1 protein-coding gene (only partly in view) is annotated in these 20,981 nt (G+C 70.5%); it reads right to left on the bottom strand.

All coding sequences use genetic code 11. The annotated features are described in order from the left end of the window. Positions 1–20,981 carry the 5' portion of a type I polyketide synthase gene (locus JWQ81_RS02410; RefSeq protein WP_297537092.1) on the bottom strand. The gene continues 6,532 nt to the left of window position 1, outside the view, so only the first 20,981 of its 27,513 coding nucleotides appear in the window; it begins with the start codon at positions 20,979–20,981; the stop codon falls past the left edge of the window.

Below are 20,981 nucleotides of genomic sequence, written 5' to 3'. Positions count from 1 at the left end.
ATCGGGTCCATCAGTGGCGAGTGGAAGGCGTGCGACACGGTGAGCCGCTTGTGCTTCCACCGCCCGGCAAGCGCCAGCACCGCGTCGGAGTCGCCGGAGATGACCACCGAGGAAGGCCCGTTGATCGCGGCGATCGAGACGAGATCCGTCAGATCCGTCAAGTACGGCAGGACTTCCGCTTCGCTCGCCCGCACCGCGACCATGGCCCCGGTCGAGGGCAGTGCCTGCATCAGCCGCGCTCGCTCGGCCACCAGGGTCGAAGCGTCGGCCAGTGAAAGCACACCGGCGACATGCGCGGCCGCGATCTCACCGACCGAATGCCCCGCCAGCCGGTCCGGCCGGACACCCAGGGACTCGACCAGCCGGAACAGCGCCACCTCGAGGGCGAACAGTGCGGGCTGAGCCCACCCGGTCCGGTTCAGCGCTTCCGCGTCCTCGCCCCAGACGATCTCGCGGAGCGGGCGGTCCAGCAGCACGTCGAGATGCGCCGCGGCCTCGTCGAACGCGGCCGCGAACACGGGGAACCGGGCGTAGAGCTCCCGGCCCATCCCGATCCGCTGACTGCCCTGGCCGGTGAACAGGAACGCGGTCTCGCCGGAACCTCGCCCGACACCGCGAGCGACCTCCGAGACGTGTCCGTCCGCCGCCAGCAACACCGCGCGGTGCGCGAAACTCGACCGTCCGGCCAGTGAGTAGGCGACATCCAGCGGATTCGCGTCGATCGTGGCGATCCGATCAAGCTGAGCCCGCAGCGCCTCCTGGGTCTTGCCGGACACCAGCAACGGCACCACCGCCGGAGCGATGGCCGGCACGCTGGTGGAGTCCACAGTGGTCGGACCTTGTTCGAGCACGACGTGCGCGTTGGTGCCGCTCAGGCCGAACGCCGACACACCCGACCGGCGCGGACGCCCGGTCGCCGGCCACGCCGCCTGCTCGCTGAGCAGCGACACCGTCCCGGATGTCCAGTCGACGTGGGAGGACGGCGCGTCGATGTGCAGTGTCTTCGGCAGGACGCCGTGCCGCATCGACAGCACCATCTTGATGACGCCCGCCATCCCGGCGGCGGCCTGCGTGTGCCCGATGTTCGACTTGACCGACCCCAGAAACAGCGGGTGGTCCCGCTCGCCGCCGAACGTGGACAGGAGGGCCTGAGCCTCGATCGGGTCGCCCAGCGTGGTGCCCGTGCCGTGCGCCTCGATCGCGTCGATCTCGGCGGCAGGCAGCCCGGCGTCGGCGAGGGCCTGGCGGATCACCCGCTGCTGGGACGGCCCGTTGGGCGCGGTGAGGCCGTTCGAGGCGCCGTCGGAGTTGACCGCCGAGCCGCGGATGACGCCCCACACCTCGTGTCCGTTGCGGACCGCGTCGGAGAGCCGTTCCAGCACGAGGACACCGACGCCTTCGGACCAGGCGGTGCCGTCCGCGCCCTCGGCGAACGCCTTGCAGCGGCCGTCGGGGGCGAGCCCGCCCTGACTGGTGAACTCGATGAACGAGTCGGGGCTCGACATCACCGAAACACCGCTGGCCAGTGCCAGTTCGCACTCTCCCGTGCGCAGCGCCCGTGTCGCCCAGTGCATCGCGACGAGCGAGGACGAGCACGCCGTGTCGACCGTGACCGACGGGCCTTCCAGTCCGAGGCTGTAGGAAAGCCGACCGGACATGACGCTCGCCGTGGTGCCGGTGGCGATGTAGCCCAGCACGTCGGCGTCCGCGGCCCTGCGCAGCACTTCGCCGTAGTCCTGGCCGTTGGTGCCCACGAAGACTCCGGTCTGGCTGCCGCGCAGCGTGGCCGGATCGATCCCGGCCCGCTCCAGGGCCTCCCACGCGGTCTCCAGCACGAGCCGCTGCTGCGGGTCCATCGCCAGCGCCTCACGCGGCGAGATACCGAAGAACGCCGCGTCGAAGTCGGCGACCCCGCTCAGGAAGCCGGCCTCGCGGGTCGCCGAATGCCCGGACGCGAGCGCGGCCAGATCCCAGCCGCGGTCCTCGGGGAACGGGGAAATCCCGTCACGGCCCTCGGCGAGCAGCTGCCACAGGTCCTCCGGCGAAGCCACCCCACCCGGAAAACGGCACCCGATCCCGACGATCGCGATCGGGTCGTCGGTGGCCGAAGTGGTGGCGATGCCACGGGTGACGACCTTCTCGCCCGGGTCGCCGTCGGAGCCGCGCAGTTCGGCCAGCAGGAAGTCCGCCAGCTCCAACGGCGTCGGGTAGTCGAACACCAGCGAAGCGGGCAGCGTCAGCCCGGTCGCGACCACGAGGCGGTTGCGCAGTTCCAGGGTGGTGAGTGAATCGAAGCCGAGGTCCTTGAACGCCCGGTCCGGCTCGATCTCGGTCGCGTCCGCGTGGCCGAGCACCGCCGCGACCTGGGCCCGCAGCAGTCCGAGTACGGCAGCGTGGTCCTTCAGCTTCGGTGGCGTGACCGCCGGCGCCTGACCGGTCCGGATCGCCCTGACCTCGGGCAGGTCCGTGACGAGCGGCATCGGCCGCAGCATGGTGAAGGCGGGGACGAACCGGGTCCAGTCGATGTCGGCGACGGTGAGGTTCGCTTCCCCGTGCTCGATCGCCTGCCGCAGCGCGGTGATCGCCGGTTGCGGCGCCATCGGGGTGAACCCGCCGCGGCGCACGCGGGTCTCCACGAGCGCGGCGTCGGCGACCATGCCCGCCTCGGCCCACGGGCCCCAGGCGACCGAGGTCGCGGGCAGTCCTTGTGCCCGCCGGTGTTCCGCGAGCGCGTCCAGGTAGGCGTTGGCCGCCGCGTAGTTGCCCTGTCCCGCCGCGCCGATCACTCCGGCTGTGGAGGAGAACAGCACGAACGCGGACAGGTCGTGGGTCAACTCGTGCAGGTGACGGGCGCCGTCCATCTTCGGACCCAGCACGGTACTGAGGCCGTCCGGTGTCAGCGTGTCGAGGACGGTGTCGTCGACGACACCGGCCGCATGGAAGACAGCGCTGACCGGATGGCCGGCCAGCACCGCGGCCAGCGCGTCGCGGTCGGCGACGTCGCAGGCGACGACGGTGGTCTCGGTGCCCAGCGAGCTGAGCTCCCGCACCAGGTCGTCGACGCCCGGTGCGTCCGGGCCGCGCCTGCTGATCAGCAGCAGGTGATCGGCGCCGTCACGGGCGAGCCAGCGGGCGACGTGCCCGCCGATACCGCCCGTGCCACCGGTCACCAGGACGGTGCCGGTCGGCCGGAACTCACGACGTGCGCTCTCCGGCCCGGACGGCCGGTGGCCGAGCCTGCGGGCGTAGACGCCGGAGGGCCGGACGGCGACCTGGTCTTCGGCAGCGGCCAGCACGCCCGGAAGTCGTTGTGCGGTAACCCGGTCCAGCGCATCCGGAAGATCTACGAGACCACCCCAGCGCTCGGGGTGTTCCATCGCGGCCACTCGGCCGATGCCCCACACCGCGGCCTGGGCCGGATGTGCGAGCTGGTCGGAACGGCCGACGGACACCGCACCGCGGGTCACACACCACAGTGGCGCCTGGATCCCGGCGTCGCCCAGAGCCTGGATCGCCGCGATCGACAGCGCCACGCCGTCATCGGAAACGGCCAGCAGGGAAAGCACGCCGCCGAACCGGGTTCCGCCGGCGGCGATGTCGCGCAGCTGCTCGGCGAGCGCGGCACGATCGGCTCCGCCGACCGGAACCCGCACAGTAGCCACCGCGAGCGCGTCGACGACCGTCGTCGCCCAGTCGTCGGCCTTCCCGTCGAGCAGCACCAGCCATGGGCCGGTGAGCACCGCCGGAGCCCCGCCGACCGGCTTCCAGGTGACACCGTAGCGCCAACTGTCCACAACGGACTTCTCCTGGCCCTTGCGTCGCCACGAAGCCAGCGCGGGCACCATTTCGGCGACAGTGACCCCATCGAGTCGCAGCGTGGCAGCCACGGTTTCGAGATCGGACCGCTCGACGGCGGACCAGAACTCGGCGTCGACCGGATCGGCCGCACCCAAGACTGCCTGGTCGGCGGGACGGCCCTCCGGCCAGAAACGCTGATGCTGGAACGGATAGGTCGGCAGGTCGATCAGCCGCGCGCCCGACTTGGCGAAGAACGCGCGCCAGTCCACGGGTACGCCGTGGACGTGCAGACCGGCCAGCGTGCCGAGGATCGCGGGCACCTCGGCACGATCCCGGCGCAGGGCGGGCAGCAGCACCGCGTCCCCGGCCAGGCTCTCCTGCGCCATCCCGGACAGGACGCCGTCGGGGCCGAGCTCCAGGAAGGTACGGACACCCTCCTGTGCCAGCCAGGAAACCCCGTCGGCGAATCGGACGGTGGCGCGGACCTGGTCCACCCAGTAGTTCGGCGAGGCCAGCCGCTCGGCGGTGGCGAGCGAGCCGGTCACCGTGGAGACCACGGGGATCACCGGCGCGCTGTAGGAAACGGTTCCGGCCACCTGCCGGAAGTCTTCGAGCATGGCGTCCATCAGCGGCGAATGGAAGGCATGACTCACCCGTAGCCGCTTCGTCTTCTCGAACCGAGCGGCGATCGCGAGGACGGCGTCCTCGTCACCGGAGATGACCAGCGAAGCCGGGCCGTTGATCGCGGCGATGGACACGTCGCCGGTCAGCAGCGGCGTGACCTCGTCCTCGGTCGCTTGCACGGACACCATCGCGCCGCCGGTCGGCAGTGCCTGCATCAGCCGGCCGCGGGCCGCGACCAGGGTGCAGGCATCGGCCAGCGAGAACACTCCCGCGACATGTGCCGCGGCGAACTCACCGATGGAGTGCCCGGTCAGGTAGTCGGGCCGGACGCCCCACGACTCGACCAGGCGGAAGAGTGCGACCTCGAGTGCGAACAGCGCCGGCTGGGTGTTGCCGGTCAGGTCGAGCAGGTCGCCCGACTCGGCGAAGATGACCTCACGCAGCGGCTGTTCGAGTTGCGTGTCGAGATGGGCCAGCACCTCGTCCAGCGCGTCCGCGAACACCTCGAACCGGTCGTAGAGCTCGCGGCCCATTCCCGGCCGCTGGCTGCCCTGTCCGGTGAACAGGAACGCGAGCCTGCCGCGAGCGGCCGTCCCCCGCACCAGACCGGAGTCGGGAAGCTCGTCGCGCAGCGCGGACAGGCTCCGCAGCAGGTCGCCGGTCTCCTCGGCCACGACGACGGCCCGGCGTTCGAAGCTCGACCGGGTGGTCGCCCGCGAGAAGGCCAGATCCGCGAGCCTGAGGCCAGGTCGCCTCTCCAGCAGGGAAAGCAGACGGCCGGCCTGCGCACGCAGAGCCTCGTCGGTACGGCCGGAGAGCAACACTGGCACCGCACCGGGAATCTCGACCTCGGCCGGTTGCTCGACCGGCGGCGACTGTTCCAGGATGGTGTGGGCGTTGGTGCCGCTGAGGCCGAATGAGGACACCGCGGCCCGCCGTGGACGCCCGGTCTCCGGCCACTCGACCTGCTCGGTCAGCAGCTCGATCGCTCCGGACGACCAGTCCACATGGGACGAAGGCGCGTCGATGTGCAGGGTCTTCGGCAGTACGCCGTGGTGCATGGCCAGCACCATCTTGATCACGCTGGCGACACCGGATGCCATCTGGGTGTGGCCGATGTTGGACTTGACCGAACCGAGCAGCAGTGGGCGTTCGGCACGCTTGCCGTAGGTGGCGAACAGGGCCTGCGCCTCGATCGGGTCGCCCAGCGCGGTGCCGGTCCCGTGGCCCTCCACAACGTCCACTTCGGATGGTGTGAGCCGCGCGTTCGCCAGTGCCCGCTGGATGACTCGCTGCTGTGCTGGGCCGTTCGGCGCGGTGAGCCCGTTCGAGGCGCCGTCCTGGTTGATCGCGCTGCCGCGGACGACCGCGAGGATCCGGTGGCCGTTACGCAGCGCGTCGGACTGTCGTTCGAGCAGCACCAGGCCGATGCCTTCGGCCAGCGTCATGCCGTCGGCCGCCTCGGCGTACGCCTTGCAGCGGCCGTCGACGGCGAGCGCGCGTTGGCGGCTGAAGCCGACGAACGCGCCAGGGGTGGCCATGATGCTCACGCCACCGGCGAGTGCCAGCGAGCTCTCGCCGTCCCGCAGCGACCGGCAAGCCAGGTGCATCGAGACCAGTGAGGACGAGCAGGCCGTGTCGAGCGTGACCGCCGGGCCTTCCAACCCCATCAGGTACGAGACACGGCCGGACAGGATGCTCGACAGCGTCCCGGTGATCATGTAGCCCTCGGCGCCTTCAGCGCCGTCGGACGAGCCCGCCTGGGCGTTGGTGTAGTCCTGGTAGCTCGCGCCGATGAACGCGCCGGTGAGACTTCCGCGCAGCGAAGCCGGGTCGATCCCGGCCCGCTCGAACGTCTCCCAGGTCGTCTCCAGCAGCAGCCGCTGCTGCGGGTCCATCGACAGCGCCTCGCGGGGGCTGATCCCGAAGAAGCCGGGGTCGAAGTCCGCCACGTCATGCAGGAATCCGCCCTGCACGGAGTAGGTCGACCCCTCCTGGTCGGGGTCGGCGTCGTACAGCATCTCGGCGTCCCAGCCGCGGTCGGCCGGGAATCCCGAGATGGCGTCGCCGCCGCCGAGCACGAGCTCCCACAGGTCCTCCGGCGAGCTGACCCCGCCGGGGTAGCGGCAGCCCATGCCGATGATCACGATCGGGTCGTCGTCGGTGGCCGAGGACACCGCCGGGGCGGCCGACAGGATTTCGACGCCGTCGATCTGCGAGCGCAGGAACTCGGTGAGCGCGAGCGGGCTCGGGTGGTCGAAGACCATCGTCGTCGGCAGGGTCAGCCCGGTCGCCGCCACGAGGCGGTTACGCAGGTCGACCGCCGTGAGCGAGTCGAAGCCGATGTCACGGAACGCCTGGTGCTCCGACAGTGCGTCGCCGCTGGCGTGTCCGAGCACCGTCGCGGCCTGGCCGCGGACCAGGTCCAGCAGGACCCGTTCCTGTTCGGCACTGGGCAGCGCGCGCATCCTCGCGACGAATCCGTCGTCGGTGGCAGCGGTCGCGGCCTGTTCCGCGGCGGCCAGCTGCCGGATTTCGGGGATCTCGTCGAACAGCGTCGTCGACCGGGACGAGGTGAACACCGGGTGGTAGCGGTCCCAAGCGATGTCGGCGATGGCGAGTTCGGTCTCGTCGCCTTCGACGGCTCGCAGCATGGCGTCCAGCGACAGCCGGGCGTTCATGAACACCAGGCCGCTGCCCCGGATCTGCTCGGGGTCGACGCGGCCGAGGCCGATGTCGTCCGCCCAGATGCCCCAAGACAGCGAAGTGGCGCTCAGACCACGGGCACGGCGGCTACTGGCCAGCGCGTTGAGGTACGCGTTCGCCGCGACGTACGCCGCGTGCTGCCCACTGCCCCAGGTGCCGGAGATGGACGAGAACATCACGAAGTTCTCGACTTCCTCGCCGCACAGCTCATCGAGGTTGCGGGCGCCGACGACCTTCGCGTGCACGACCCTGGCGAACTGGTCCATGGTGGTCTCGGCAAGGGATGCCAGCTCGATGACGGCCGCGGTGTGCACGACCGTTCGGACGTCGAGCCTGGCCAGCAGGTCGGCGAGCGCGCCCTTGTCGGTGATGTCGCAGGCGACGATCTCAACCCTGGTGCCCAGCTCGGCGAGCTGTTCGACGATCAGTTCGGCACCCGGTGCGGCCATGCCGCTGCGGCTGGCGAGCACCAGGTGCTCAGCACCGTGACGGGCGGCCCAGTGCGCGATGTGCGGGCCGAGCGTCCCGGTGCCGCCGGTGATCAGCGTCGTGCCGCTGAACGACCATTCGCGAGCCCGTTCCTCCTTGGCGGGGGCGCGGACGACGCGGCGGGCGAGTGCGCCGGACGCGCGGATGGCGACCTGATCCTCGCCGGTACCACCGGAAAGCACGGCGACCAGCCGCTGCGCGGAACGCTGGTCGAGAACCTCCGGCAGGTCGATCATGCCGCCCCAGCGCTGCGGGTTCTCCAGCGCCGTCGTCCAGCCGAGACCCATCACCTGAGCCTGGGCCGGGTGGGAGACGCGGTCGGAGCGGCCGGTCGACACGGCACCGCGGGTCACGCACCACAGCGCAGCGCTGATCTCGTTGTCTCCCCGTGCCAGATCTCCCAGGGCCTGCACGAGCGCGACGGTGAGGGCGAGGCCGGACGGCAGAGCCGGGAACGACTCGGCCGGCTCCTCGGCCGAAGCCAGCAACGACACGATCCCCGCAACACCCTCGGCCGCGACTTCGAGCCGGGAAGCCATGATCTCGCGGTCGATGCAGGACTCGTCCAGCACCAAGCGGCGCACCTCGGCGCCGTGACCGCTCAGTGCGGCAGCTACGTCGTCGTCCGCGATCCCGTCCGCGGTGACCAGCAGCCAGGTGCCCGGCAGCGCGGCCATCGGCAGGCCACTCAACGGCTTCCAGACGGTGCGGTAGCGCCAGGAGTCCGTTGTGGACTGGTCACGTTGCTGCTTGCGCCAGCTGGTCAGTGCGGGCAGGACCGCGGCGAGCGAGTCCTCGTCGATGTTCAGGCTCGACGTGAGCGCGTCGAAGTCCGACTGCTCGACCGCGGCCCAGAACGCCGCGTCCACGGCGTCCACCTGGCCGGCCGGGCCGGGTTCGATCATCGTGGGCGCGGACCAGAAGCGCTCGTGCTGGAAGGCGTAGGTCGGCAGGTCCAGCCGCCGCGCGCCAGTGCCTTCGAAGCAGGTCGGCCAGTCCACCGGGAAACCACGCACGAACAGCTCAGCCACTGAGGTCAGCACCCGGCGCAGTCCACCTGTGTTGCGGCGCAAGGTACCGGTCACGACCGCGCGCTCACCGGCGTCCGCGATCGTGTCCTCCAGCCCGACCGCCAGCACGGGGTGCGAGCTGACCTCCACGAACGCACGATGGCCCGCCGCGAGCAGCGTCCGCACGGCGTCGAGCAGCCGCACGGTCTGGCGCAGGTTGCGGTACCAGTATTCGACATCCAGCTGCGGGCCGTCGATCCACTCGCCGGTCACCGTGGACAGGAACGGTACGTGCGGCGCCCGCGGAACGATTCCGGCGAGCTCGGCGACCAGTTCGTCGTGCATATCGGCGACCTGTGCGGAATGCGAGGCGTAGTCCACCGCGATCCGGCGCACCCGGACGTCTTCGCCGGTCAGCCGCGCGCACAGCTCGTCCAAGGCCTCGGTCTCCCCGGAAACCGCGACCGAGCGCGGGCCGTTGACCGCGGCGAGCGAGACGCGGCCGTCCCACTCCTCGAGCCGGGCCTGGACCTCATCCACGGGCAGCGGGACCGAGGCGATGCCACCGCGGCCGGACAGCCGCCGCGCGATCACCTGGCTGCGCAGCGCAACCACCTTCGCGGCGTCTTCCAGCGACAGCGCCCCTGACACACAAGCCGCGGCGATCTCACCCTGGGAGTGCCCGACGACCGCGTCCGGCACCACCCCGAAGGAACGCCACATCTCGGCGAGGGAAACCATCACCGCGAACGACGCGGGCTGAACCACGTCGACCCGTTCCAGCGAAGGCGCACCGGGCACCTCACGCAGCACATCCAGCAACGACCAGTCGAGGTGTGGCGCGAGCGCCGCGGCACATTCGGCCATCCGCTCGGCGAAGACCGGCGACTCCGACATCAGCTGAGCGCCCATGCCCACCCACTGGGTGCCCTGCCCCGGGAAGACGAAGGTGATCTGGCCGTTCAGATCGGCCACGCCGCTGACGACCTCGGAACCGCTCAACGCCGTCAAGCCGGTCGTCAGCTCGTCGCGGGACTCACCGAGGACCACCGACCGGTGGTCGAAGACCGCCCGCGAGGACACCAGCGAGAAGCCGATGTCGACGGGACGCCACTCGGGCTCCGCGGTCACCCTGCCGAGCAGGTTCGCGGCCTGGTCACGCAACGCGGGCGCACTACGGGCGGAGATCACCCAAGGCAGGACCCCGGCAACCGGCTCGACCGGGGAAGGCGCCCTGCCGGACCGCGGTGCTTCCTCCAACAGCGTGTGCGCGTTCGTGCCACTGATGCCGAACGCCGAGACCGCGCACCGGCGGGGCCGCCCGTTCGGCTGCCATTCGAGCGACTCGGTCAGCAGTGACACCGCGCCCGAGCTCCAGTCCACGTGCGTGGACGGCGTGTCGACGTGCAGCGTGCGCGGAAGAACACCGTTGCGCAGCGCCATCACCATCTTGATCACGCTCGCCACACCCGCCGCGGACTGGGTGTGTCCGATGTTCGACTTGACCGAGCCCAGCCGCAGGGGCTGGTCCGCGTCGCGGCCGCGGCCGTAGGTCGCCAGCAGCGCCTGCGCCTCGATCGGGTCGCCGAGCCTCGTGCCGGTGCCGTGCGCGTCGACAGCGTCCACATCAGACGGTGCGAGCCCGGCGTTCGCCAGTGCCTGCATGATGACGCGCTGCTGCGACGGGCCGTTCGGGGCGGTCAGCCCGTTGGAGGCACCGTCCTGATTCACCGCGGAACCGCGTACCACGGCCAGGATCTCGTGGCCGTTGCGCTGGGCGTCCGACAGCCGTTCGAGCAGCAGCACGCCGATGCCCTCGGACACGGTCATGCCGTCGGCGGAATCGGAGAACGCCTTGCAGCGACCGTCCTGGGCCAGCGCGCGCTGCCTGCTGAAGGCGATGAGCGGCTTCGGGTTGGGCATCACCGTCGCGCCGCCGGCCAGCGCGAACGTGCTTTCACCGCTGCGCAGTGACTGGCACGCGAGGTGAAGCGCGACCAGTGAAGACGAGCAGGCGGTGTCGACGGTGACGGCTGGGCCTTCGAGCCCGAACACGTAGGAAACGCGGCCGGACAACACACTGGGGATCGTGCCGGTGACCTGGTAGCCCTCGGACCCTTCCTCGTTGCCGCCGTATTCGGCGTAGCTGGAGCCGATGAACGCGCCGGTGCGGGTGCCGCGCAGCGAGGCGGGGTCGATCCCGGCCCGCTCGATCGACTCCCAGGTGGTCTCCAGCAGCAGCCGCTGCTGCGGGTCCATCCCGTTGGCCTCACGCGGACTGATCCCGAAGAAGGCGGGGTCGAACTCGCCGGCGTCGTGGAGGAAACCACCGGCCATCGAGTAGGTGGCGCCCGACTGATCGGGGTCTTCGTTGTACAGCGCGGCGACGTCCCAGCCGCGGTCATCGGGGAACTGGGTGATGGCGTCGACGCCGTCGCTGATCAGTGACCAGAACTCTTCGGGCGTGGTCGCGCCGCCGGGGAAGCGGCAGCTCATGCCGATGATCGCGATCGGCTCGTCCGAAGCGCCGTCGCCACGTACCGCCGTGATGGCGACATCGTCGCCCGCGCCGAACAGTTCGGCCAGCAGATGGTCCGCGAGCACCCGCGGGGTCGGGTAGTCGAACACCAGGGTGGCGGGCAGGTTCAGGCCGGTCGCGGTGCCGAGCGCCTTCCGCAGTTCCACCGCGGTCAGTGAGTCGAAGCCGAGGTCGCGGAAGGCGCGCTGTTCACCCACCTCGTCGGCAGAGCTGTGCCCCAGCACCGCCGCCGCCTGGCCGCGGACCAGTTCGAGCAGCCGTCGCAGCCGGTCGGCTTCGGTCAGGCCACGCAGCCCTTGGGCGAACTCGGAACCGGCGTCGCCCGCGGTCTCGGCGATCGCCGCCAGCTCACGCACCTCGGGCAGGTCACCGAGCAGGGCGCTGGGCCGGATCGAGGTGAAGATCGGGAAGTAGCGCTCCCAGTCGACGTCGGCCACGGTGACCGTGACGTCCTGCTGCACGATCGCGCGGTTGAGCTCCGTGATCGCCTTTTCGGGCTGCAGGAAGGACAAACCGCGACGTGCGAGGTTGTCCGACATGACGTCCTGGGTGGCCATACCGACCTCGGCCCACGGGCCCCAGGAAACCGACGTCGCCGCGAGGCCGCGGGCACGCCGGTTCTCGGCGAGCCCGTCAAGGAAGGCATTGCCCGCGCCGTAGGCACTCTGGCCACCACTGCCCCAGACTCCGGCGATCGAGCCGAAGAGCACGAACAAGTCCAGCTCGCGGTCGCCGAGCAGGACATCGAGGTTGACCGCGCCGACGACCTTCGCCGACATCAGCTCGGCGAACTCGTCCATACTGGTCAGCTCCAGCGGCGAGTTCTGGCCGGCACCGGCCGCGTGCACGACGCCCGTGAGCTCGGGCACGGCGTCGATCACGGCGGCGAGCGCGTCGCGATCGGCGACGTCGCAGGCGACGATCTCAACGCGGGCGCCCAGCCCTTCCAGCTCCGCGCGCAACTCGGCCGCGCCGGGAGCGTCAGGTCCACGACGGCTTGTCAGCACCAGGTGTTCCGCACCGCGGCCGGCGAGCCAGCGGGCGGTGGCGGCGCCGAGGCCACCAGTGCCGCCGGTCACCAGCACGGTGCCCCGCGCGGTGAACTCGTCGTCGGCGGGCAGCGTCTCGACCGGGCGGTGCGCGAGCCGCCGGCCGAAGACGCCGGAAGCCCGGATCGCGGTCTGGTCTTCACCGTTGAGACCGGCCAGCACGCTCAGCAGTTTCGAGACGACGGGTCCGGTCGCCTCCGCCGGGAGGTCGACGAGACCGGCCCAACGCTGCGGGTACTCCAACGCGGCGACCCGGCCGAGACCCCACACCGCGGACTGCGCAGGCGAGCTGACGAGATCTCCGGCGCCGGTACCCACCGCGCCTCGGGTGACCGTCCACAAAGGAGTTTCCAGGGTGCGCACCACCGCGATGGTCAACGCGAGCCCGAGTGACAGCACGGGATGTGGCCGCTCATCCAACCCGAGCAGCGACACCGCGCCCGCGAACTCTTCGGCACCGGCCAGCCGCTCGGCAAGCACTTCCTGATCGACGCAGGACTCGTCCAGTACGACGTGCCGCACCCGCGCGCCGTGGGTGACGAGTGCGTCGCGCAACTGTCCGGCGAGTGCGTCCTGGTTGCCTTCGGAGCTCAGCAGCAGCCAGGTGCCGTCGAACACCGGGCTCGCCGCGATCCGCAAGGGGGTCCAGCTCACCTGGTAGCGCCAGGAATCCAGTTGGGTCTTCTGCTGGCTGTTCTGCCGCCACGAGGACAGGGCGGGCAACAGGGTGTCGAGCGAGGACTGCTGCTGCTCGCCGAGCCGGAGCAGGGTGGCTAGTTCGTTCGCGTCCCCGCGCTCGATCGCGGCCCACAGCAGGTCGTCGGCAGGATCGCCGGACGTGGTGGAGATCGCGGCAGCGCCGGCGGAGACCGGCCAGAAGAACGAGTGCTGGAACGCGTAGGTCGGCAGGTCGGCACACCGTGCGCCGCTGTCGGCGAAGTAGGCCTTCCAGTCCACAGTGGACCCGTTGACGTGCAACCTGGACAACGCCGTGCTGATCGCCAGCTCATCCGACCGCCCGGCGCGCAGGAACGGCACGACAGCGGGCTCGTCGCCGAGCACGTCCTGGACCATCGCCGACAACACACCGTCCGGGCCCAGCTCGACGAAGGTGTTCACGCCGGCATCACTCAGAGCGCTCACACCGTCAGCGAAGCGGACGGTCCCGCGGACATGGTCCACCCAGTAGTCCGGGGAGCACACCTGCTCGGGGGTGGCGATTCGCCCGGTCAGGTTCGACACGAGCGGGATGCGCGGGGCCTCGGCGGACAGACCCGCCACGACCTCGCGGAATTCCGCCAGCATCGGGTCCATCAGCGGCGAGTGGAACGCATGGCTGACCCGCAGCCGCTTGGTCTTGCGGCCTTGTTCGCCGAAACCGGCGGCGATCTCCAGCACCGCGTCGGAGTCACCGGCGATCACCAGCGAGGTCGGACCGTTGATCGCGGCGATCGACACGCCATCGGTCAGCCGCGGCAGCATCTCGTCCTCGGAGGCCTGCACGGCGACCATCGCTCCGCCCACCCGTCGCCCACCACCACCCTCAACGGAGTCGCTACGCGACACTGAAGCATTCCCGGGCAACGCCTGCATCAACCGCGCCCGCGCCGCCACCAGGGTTGCCGCGTCGGCGAGGGAGAACACGCCGGCCACATGTGCCGCCACGATCTCGCCGATGGAGTGCCCGCCCAGGTAGGCGACCTTGATCCGCCACGACTCGGCCAGCCGGAACAGTGCGACCTCGACGGCGAAAAGTGCGGGCTGCGCCCAGCCGGTCTGGTCGAGCAGCGCCGCTTCCGGGGTGCCTTCGTCCGCGAACAGGACGTCGAACAGCGGACGGTCCAAGTGCCGGTCCAGTTCCGCGGCCACGACGTCCAGCGCTCGCGCGAAGACACTGAACCGGTGGTAGAGCTCCTTGCCCATCGCAGCACGCTGGCTGCCCTGTCCGGTGAACAGCATCGCGACGCGGCCGACGCCGGTAGCTTCGCCCTCGACTACGGCCGCGTCAGCCGAATCGGTGGCCAGCGCGGTCAGCGACCGCAGCAATGCCGAGCGGTCGCCGCCGACCACGGCCGCGCGCTGCTCGAAAGCCGACCTGGTGGTGGCCAACGACAGCGCGACATCGGCGATGTCGAGATCGGGGCGTGCATCTACATAGGACCGAAGCCGGGCGGCCTGTGCACGGACGGCCGCCTTGGTCTTGCCGGAAACCAGCCAAGGCAAGACTCCCGCGGTGCTTTGTCCGCGCGTTCCGCGCGGGGCAAGGTCGCTCTGCTCCAGAATCACATGCGCGTTGGTGCCGCTGATACCGAACGAGGAGACACCGGCCCGGCGCGGCCGGTCCACTTCCGGCCACTCGGTCGGCTCGGTCAGCAGTTCCACCGCGCCCGCGGTCCAGTCCACATGCGACGACGGGGTGTCGACGTGCAGCGTCTTCGGGACGACGCCGTGCCGCATCGACAGCACCATCTTGATCACCCCGGCCACTCCGGCCGCCGCCTGCGTGTGACCGAAGTTCGACTTGACCGAGCCCAGCAACAGCGGCCGTTCGCGGTCCTGGCCGTAGGTGGCCAGCAGGGCCTGCGCCTCGATCGGATCGCCGAGGCTGGTGCCGGTGCCGTGCGCCTCCACGACGTCCACATCGGACGTGGTCAGGCCAGCGCCGGCCAGCGCCTTGCGGATGACCCGCTGCTGGGCCGGGCCGTTGGGAGCCATCAGTCCGTTGGACGCGCCGTCCTGGTTCACCGCGCTGCCCCGCACGACCGCCAGGACCTCGTGGCCGTTGCGTAGCGCGTCGGACATGCGCTCCAGCACGACGACGCCGACCCCCTCGGCCCAGCTGACGCCGTCAGCGGAGTCGGAGAACGCCTTCGACCGGCCGTCCGGGGCCAGGCCGCGCTGGCGCGAGAACTCGATGAGGGCCATCGGCGTGGACATGACGGTCACTCCGCCCGCCAGCGCCAGCGAACATTCCCCGGCCCGCAGCGCCTGCATCGCCCAGTGCATCGCCACCAGCGACGACGAGCATGCGGTGTCGATGGTGACCGCGGGACCTTCCAGCCCGAGGGTGTAGGAAACGCGACCGGAGACGATGCTGGGCGAAGTGCCGCTGCCCTGCATGCCTTCGAACTCGACGCCACCGAGACCGGCGCCGTAGTCGTTGTACATCACCCCGGCGAATACACCGGTTTGGCTGCCACGCAACGAAACCGGGTCGATGCCGGCGTGCTCGATCGCTTCCCACGTGGTCTCCAGCAGCAGCCGCTGCTGGGAGTCGGTGGCCATCGCCTCACGCGGGGACATCCCGAAGAAGCCGGGGTCGAACTCGCCCGCGTCGTGCAGGTAGCCGCCCGAGCGGGTGTAGGAGGTGCCGAGGTGGTCGGGGTCCGGGTGGTACAGCCGTTCGAGGTCCCAGCCGCGGTTGACCGGCAGGCCCGAGATCGCGTCACGGCCCTCGGTGACGAGCTGCCACAGGTCCTCCGGCGAGCTCACGCCACCGGGGTACCGGCAACCCATGCCGACGATCACGATCGGGTCGTCGGACACCGAGGCGAGCGGCTTCGCCTCCGGCACGAAGGAGTCCGCGTCGAACAGCTCGCCGACGATGTATCCGGCGAGCGCGCGCGGAGTCGGGTGGTCGAAGACCATCGTCGCGGGCAGCCGCAGCCCGGTCACCGAAGTCAGCTTGTTGCGCAGGTCGACCGCGGTCAGCGAGTCGAAGCCGAGGTCCTTGAACTGGCGCTCGGGATCGATGTCGCCGCCGTCGGAGTGGCCGAGCACCACGGCGACCTGGCCACGGATCAGCTCGACGATCGTATCCTGGCGGTCCTCCTCGGTCAGCCCGCTCAGCCGGCGGGTGAGGGTGACCGCCTGCTCCGAGCCGCCGGCGGACCGGCGCGACCGGAGGCGGATCAGACCACTCAGCAGCGGAGGGATCTCGTGACGGGACCGGAGGGTCGGCAGATCCAGCCGCAGCGGCAGCACCACGGGCTCGCCGGTGGCGAGCGCGGCGTCGAACAGCGCCAGGCCCTGGTCGACCGACAGCGGCGGCATCCCGGAACGCCGGATCCGGAGGGCGTCCGCCTCGGACAGCATCCCGGCCTGTTCCCAGGCGCCCCAGGCCAGCGACACGCCCGGCAGGCCCAGCTCACGCCGCCGGAGGATCAGCGCGTCGAGGAACGAGTTGCCGGCGGCGTAGTTGCCCTGGCCGGCGCTGCCGAAGCTGCCCGCGGCGGACGAGAAGACCGCGAACACCTTGAGGTCAAGGCTCTGCGTGAGCTCGTGCAGGTGCCAAGCGGCGTCCACCTTCGGCCGCAGCACAGTGTCCATGCGTTCCGGTGTGAGCGAACCGATGACACCGTCGTCCAGCACGCCGGCGGTGTGCACGACGGCCGAAACCTGATGCTGTGAGAACACTTCCGCCAACGCGGAGCGGTCGGCCACGTCGCAGGCGACGACGGTGACCTCGGCACCCTGGCCGGTCAGCGCTGTGACGAGATCCTCGGCGCCATCAGCGGCCAGGCCTCGGCGACTGAGCAGCACGAGATTGCGCACCTCGTGTTCGGACACCAGGTAGCGCGCGAGAAGACCACCCAGACCGCCGGTTCCGCCGGTGATCAGCACGGTGTCGTCGGCACTCCACACCACCGGCACCCGGGGCGCCGCGACGCGAGCAAGCCGCGCGGCATGCAGCCTGCCGTCGCGGATCGCCAGCTGCGGATCCTCCGCCGCCAAGGCCCGCAACACCAGCGCCGCACCATCGGCGTCGACATCCACCAGGCCGAACCGGCCAGGGTTCTCCGACTGAGCGGTGCGCACCAGACCCCAGACCGCCGCACCGGACAGGTCCACGCCGTCCACCGCGCCCCTGGTCACGAAGACCAGCCGCGAATCGGCGAATCGCTCCTCAGCCAGCCAAGCCTGTACCAGTCCCAGCACCTGTGAGGCCACCGAGTGGGTGAACTCGACAATGTTGTCGTCGTCGGCGACACCGGCGATCGAGCACACCACGACAGCCGGCACCTGCTCGCCGAGCGACGCCAGATCCGGCACCACCGGCGAAGCGCCGGCCAGACCGAAGACGTCCGTTCCGACAACGGCCAGTTCGGACACCGCCGTAGGCGACCGGACAGCGGTCCAATCCACCCTGAACAGCGAGTCCAACCCGATCGACGCGGCGTCGTTGAGTTGGCGCGCCGACACCGCGCGCAACGCCAGCGACTGCACCGAGACGACCGACGCGCCTGCCGGGTCCGTAACCGAGATCGACATCGTGCCCTCGCCCACCGGGGAGAGCCGCACCCGCACCGAAGACGCACCGCCGGCATGCAGCGACACCCCTTCCCAGGAGAACGGCACACCGCCGTGGAACTCCGGGCCGAAGTCGACGAACGCCGACGCGTGCAGCACCGCGTCGAGCAGCGCGGGGTGGATGCCGAAGCCATCGGTGTTGACGCCGTCGGGCAGCGTCACCTCGGCGAAAACGTCGTCACCAAGTCGCCAGGCGGCACGCAGCCCCTGGAACACCGGTCCGTAGGCGAAGCCGGACTCGGCGAGCGTGTCGTAGATCCCGTCGGTCGTCATCGGCGCCGCGCCGGCGGGCGGCCATTCGGTGGCTTCGCTGCCGGCCTCGGGCAGGCGGTGCTCGGGCAGGCCGGGCGCGACCACGCCGACCGCGTTCGCGATCCACGGCTGGTCGTCGTCACCGTCCGGCCGGGAAAAGATGTTCACCGTGCGGTGGCCGGACAGGTCCGGCCTGCCGATCCACAGCTGCACCTGGACACCTCCGCGCGCGGGCAGCACCAGCGGCGCGGACAGGGTCAACTCCTCGACCCGATCGCAGCCGACCTCTTCGGCCGCACGGATCGCCAGCTCCAGGAAGGCGGTTCCGGGCAGCAGCACAGAGCCGAGCACCACATGGTCGGCGAGCCAGAGGTGGGAGTCGAGCGACAGGCGGCCGGTCAGCAGCGCACCGTCGGAATCGGCCAGCGAGACGACAGCGGTCAGCAGCGGGTGGTTGGTCGCACCGAGGCCGACCGCGCGCGGGTCGCCGGCCTGGAACGACCCGGCCTTCGGCCAGAACCGCTTGTGCTGGAAGGCATAGGTGGGCAGGTCGACGAGTCGCGCGCCGGTTCCCGCGAAGTACTCGGCCCACCGCACCGCGACGCCCCGAACGTGCAGGCCCGCGAGCGCGGCCGCACTGGTCGCGGTCTCGTCGTGGCCGGATCGCAGGGTCGCCAGCGCGACAACACCGTCAGCGGCGCCATCGAGGCAGCCCTCGACCATCGGGGTCAGCACGCCGTCGGGGCCGAGCTCCAGGAACACGGCGACACCGTGCTCGTGCAGCCACGCCACGACGTCGGCGAACCGCACCGGCCGGCGAACCTGCTCCGCCCAGTAGTCAGCGGAGGTCAGCTGCTCGACGGTCGCCTGCTCGCCGGTCACCGAGGACACAATCGGCAGCAGTGGCTCCTGCGGGGACAGCTCCGCGATCACGCGGCGGAACTCGTCGAGCATCGGGTCCATGCGGGGCGAGTGGAAAGCGTGGGACACCCGCAGTCGCTTGGTCCGACGGCCCTGTGCGGCGAAGTGGTCCGCGATCTCGGCGACGGCGTCGGAGTCCCCGGAGACGACCACCGAGGACGGCCCGTTGATCGCGGCGATGGACACGCGATCGTTCAGCAGCACCGCGATCTCGTCCTCGGTCGCTTGCACCGCCGTCATCGATCCGTCTACAGTGGACGATGGAAGCGCCTGCATCAGCCTGCCGCGCGCGGTGACGAGCTTCGCGGCGTCGGCCAGCGAGAACACGCCCCCGACATGGGCCGCGGCGATCTCGCCGATCGAGTGCCCCGCCAGGAAGTCCGGCTTGACACCCCAGGACTCGACCAGCCGGAACAGCGCCACCTCGACGGCGAACAGCGCGGGCTGGGTGTAGACGGTCTGCTGAAGCACGTCGTCCTGTTCGCCCCACATGACCTCACGCAGGGAGCGGTCGAGGTGTGCGTCCAGCTCAGCCAGCACAGCGTCGAGCGCTGCGGCGAAGACCGGGAACCGGCCGGCGAGTTCCCGGCCCATGCCAAGGCGCTGAGCACCCTGGCCGGTGAACAGGAACGCCTGCTTGACCTTCGCCTGGGTGGTGCCCTGCACGACTCCAGCCGAAGACCCGCCTTCTGACAGCGCGGTCAGTCCCGCGCGCAGGCTCGCGAAATCGCCCGCGACGACGACGGCACGGTGCTCGAAGCTCGATCGCGTGGTGGCGACGGAAAACGCGGTGTCCAGCAGCGACCGCCCAGACTCCACTGTGGACAACAGACTCGAAGCCTGCGCACGCAGCGCGTCACGGGTCTTGCCGGAAACCAGGACTGGAACGGTACCCGTGACGACATCACCGTCCACTACGGACGGCTCGGCTACCGGAGCCTGTTCGAGAATGGTGTGCGCGTTGGTGCCGCTGATCCCGAACGACGAGACCCCGGCGCGGCGCGGCCGGCCGGTCTCCGGCCACGGAATGCTCTCGGTCAGCAGCTCGACGGCGCCCGCTTCCCAGTCCACCCGCGAAGACGGGTTTTCCACGTGGAGCGTCTTGGGCAGCACCCCATGGCGCATCGCCATCACCATCTTGATCACACCGGCGGCACCCGCCGCCGACTGCGTGTGACCGATGTTGGACTTCACCGATCCCAGCCACAGCGGACTTGCGGCGTCACGGTTCTGACCGTAGGTGGCCAGCAGCGCCTGAGCTTCGATCGGGTCACCCAGCACCGTGCCGGTCCCGTGCGCGTCCACGACGTCGACCTGGTCCGCCGAGATCCGCGCGTTGATCAGCGCCTGCTGGATGACGCGCTGCTGCGAGGGGCCGTTCGGAGCGGTCAAGCCGTTGGAAGCGCCGTCCTGATTGATCGCGCTGCCGCGAACCACGGCCAGGACCTCGTGCCCGTTGCGCTGGGCGTCCGAAAGCCGCTCCAGCACCAGCATCCCGACACCTTCGGCCCAGCCGGTGCCGTTGGCCTCCTCACCGAACGACCGGCAGAAGCCGTCCGCGGCGAGACCGCCCTGCCTACCCATCTCGGAGAAGGTGACGGGACTGGACATGACCGTGACACCGCCGGCCAGCGCGAGCGAGCACTCCCCGGCGCGCAGCGAGTGCACCGCGAGGTGCAAAGTCACCAACGAAGACGAACAGGCCGTGTCGACGGTGACGGCCGGTCCGACGAGGCCGAGGGTGTAGGACAACCGTCCCGACAGGACACTGTTGGCATTACCGGTCAACTGGAAGCCTTCGGCCTCCTCGGCGTCGATCCGGTACTGCTGCGCCATCGCGCCCGCGAACACACCGGTGTCGCTGCCTTTGACCGAGTTCGGATCGATCCCCGCACGCTCGAGTGCCTCCCAGGTCACCTCGAGCAGCAGGCGCTGCTGCGGGTCCATCGCCGTCGCCTCACGCGGCGAGATCCCGAAGAACTCCGCGTCGAAGTCGGGTGCCTCGTAGAGGAAACCGCCCGAGGTACCGTCCGGCGTCCCGCCGAGGGCGGCGAGATCCCAGCCGCGGTCGGCGGGGAAGGCGCCGATACCGTGGTCGCCCGCCACCACCAGCCGCCACAGGTCCTCCGGGCTGGTCACGCCGCCGGGGAACCGGCACCCCATGCCGACGATGGCGATCGGTTCCTGGGCCGAGGCCTCGACCTCGTGCAGTCGCTGTTTCGTGCGCCGCAGATCGGCGCTCGCCCGCTTGAGATAGTCCCGAAGCTTTTCTTCATTGTCCAT

The organism is Amycolatopsis sp. (assembly GCF_025464955.1).
Classification (GTDB): Bacteria; Actinomycetota; Actinomycetes; order Mycobacteriales; family Pseudonocardiaceae; genus Amycolatopsis.
The sequence above is the reverse complement of the archived record's forward strand: the minus strand, read 5'-3'. Positions and strand labels throughout refer to the sequence as shown.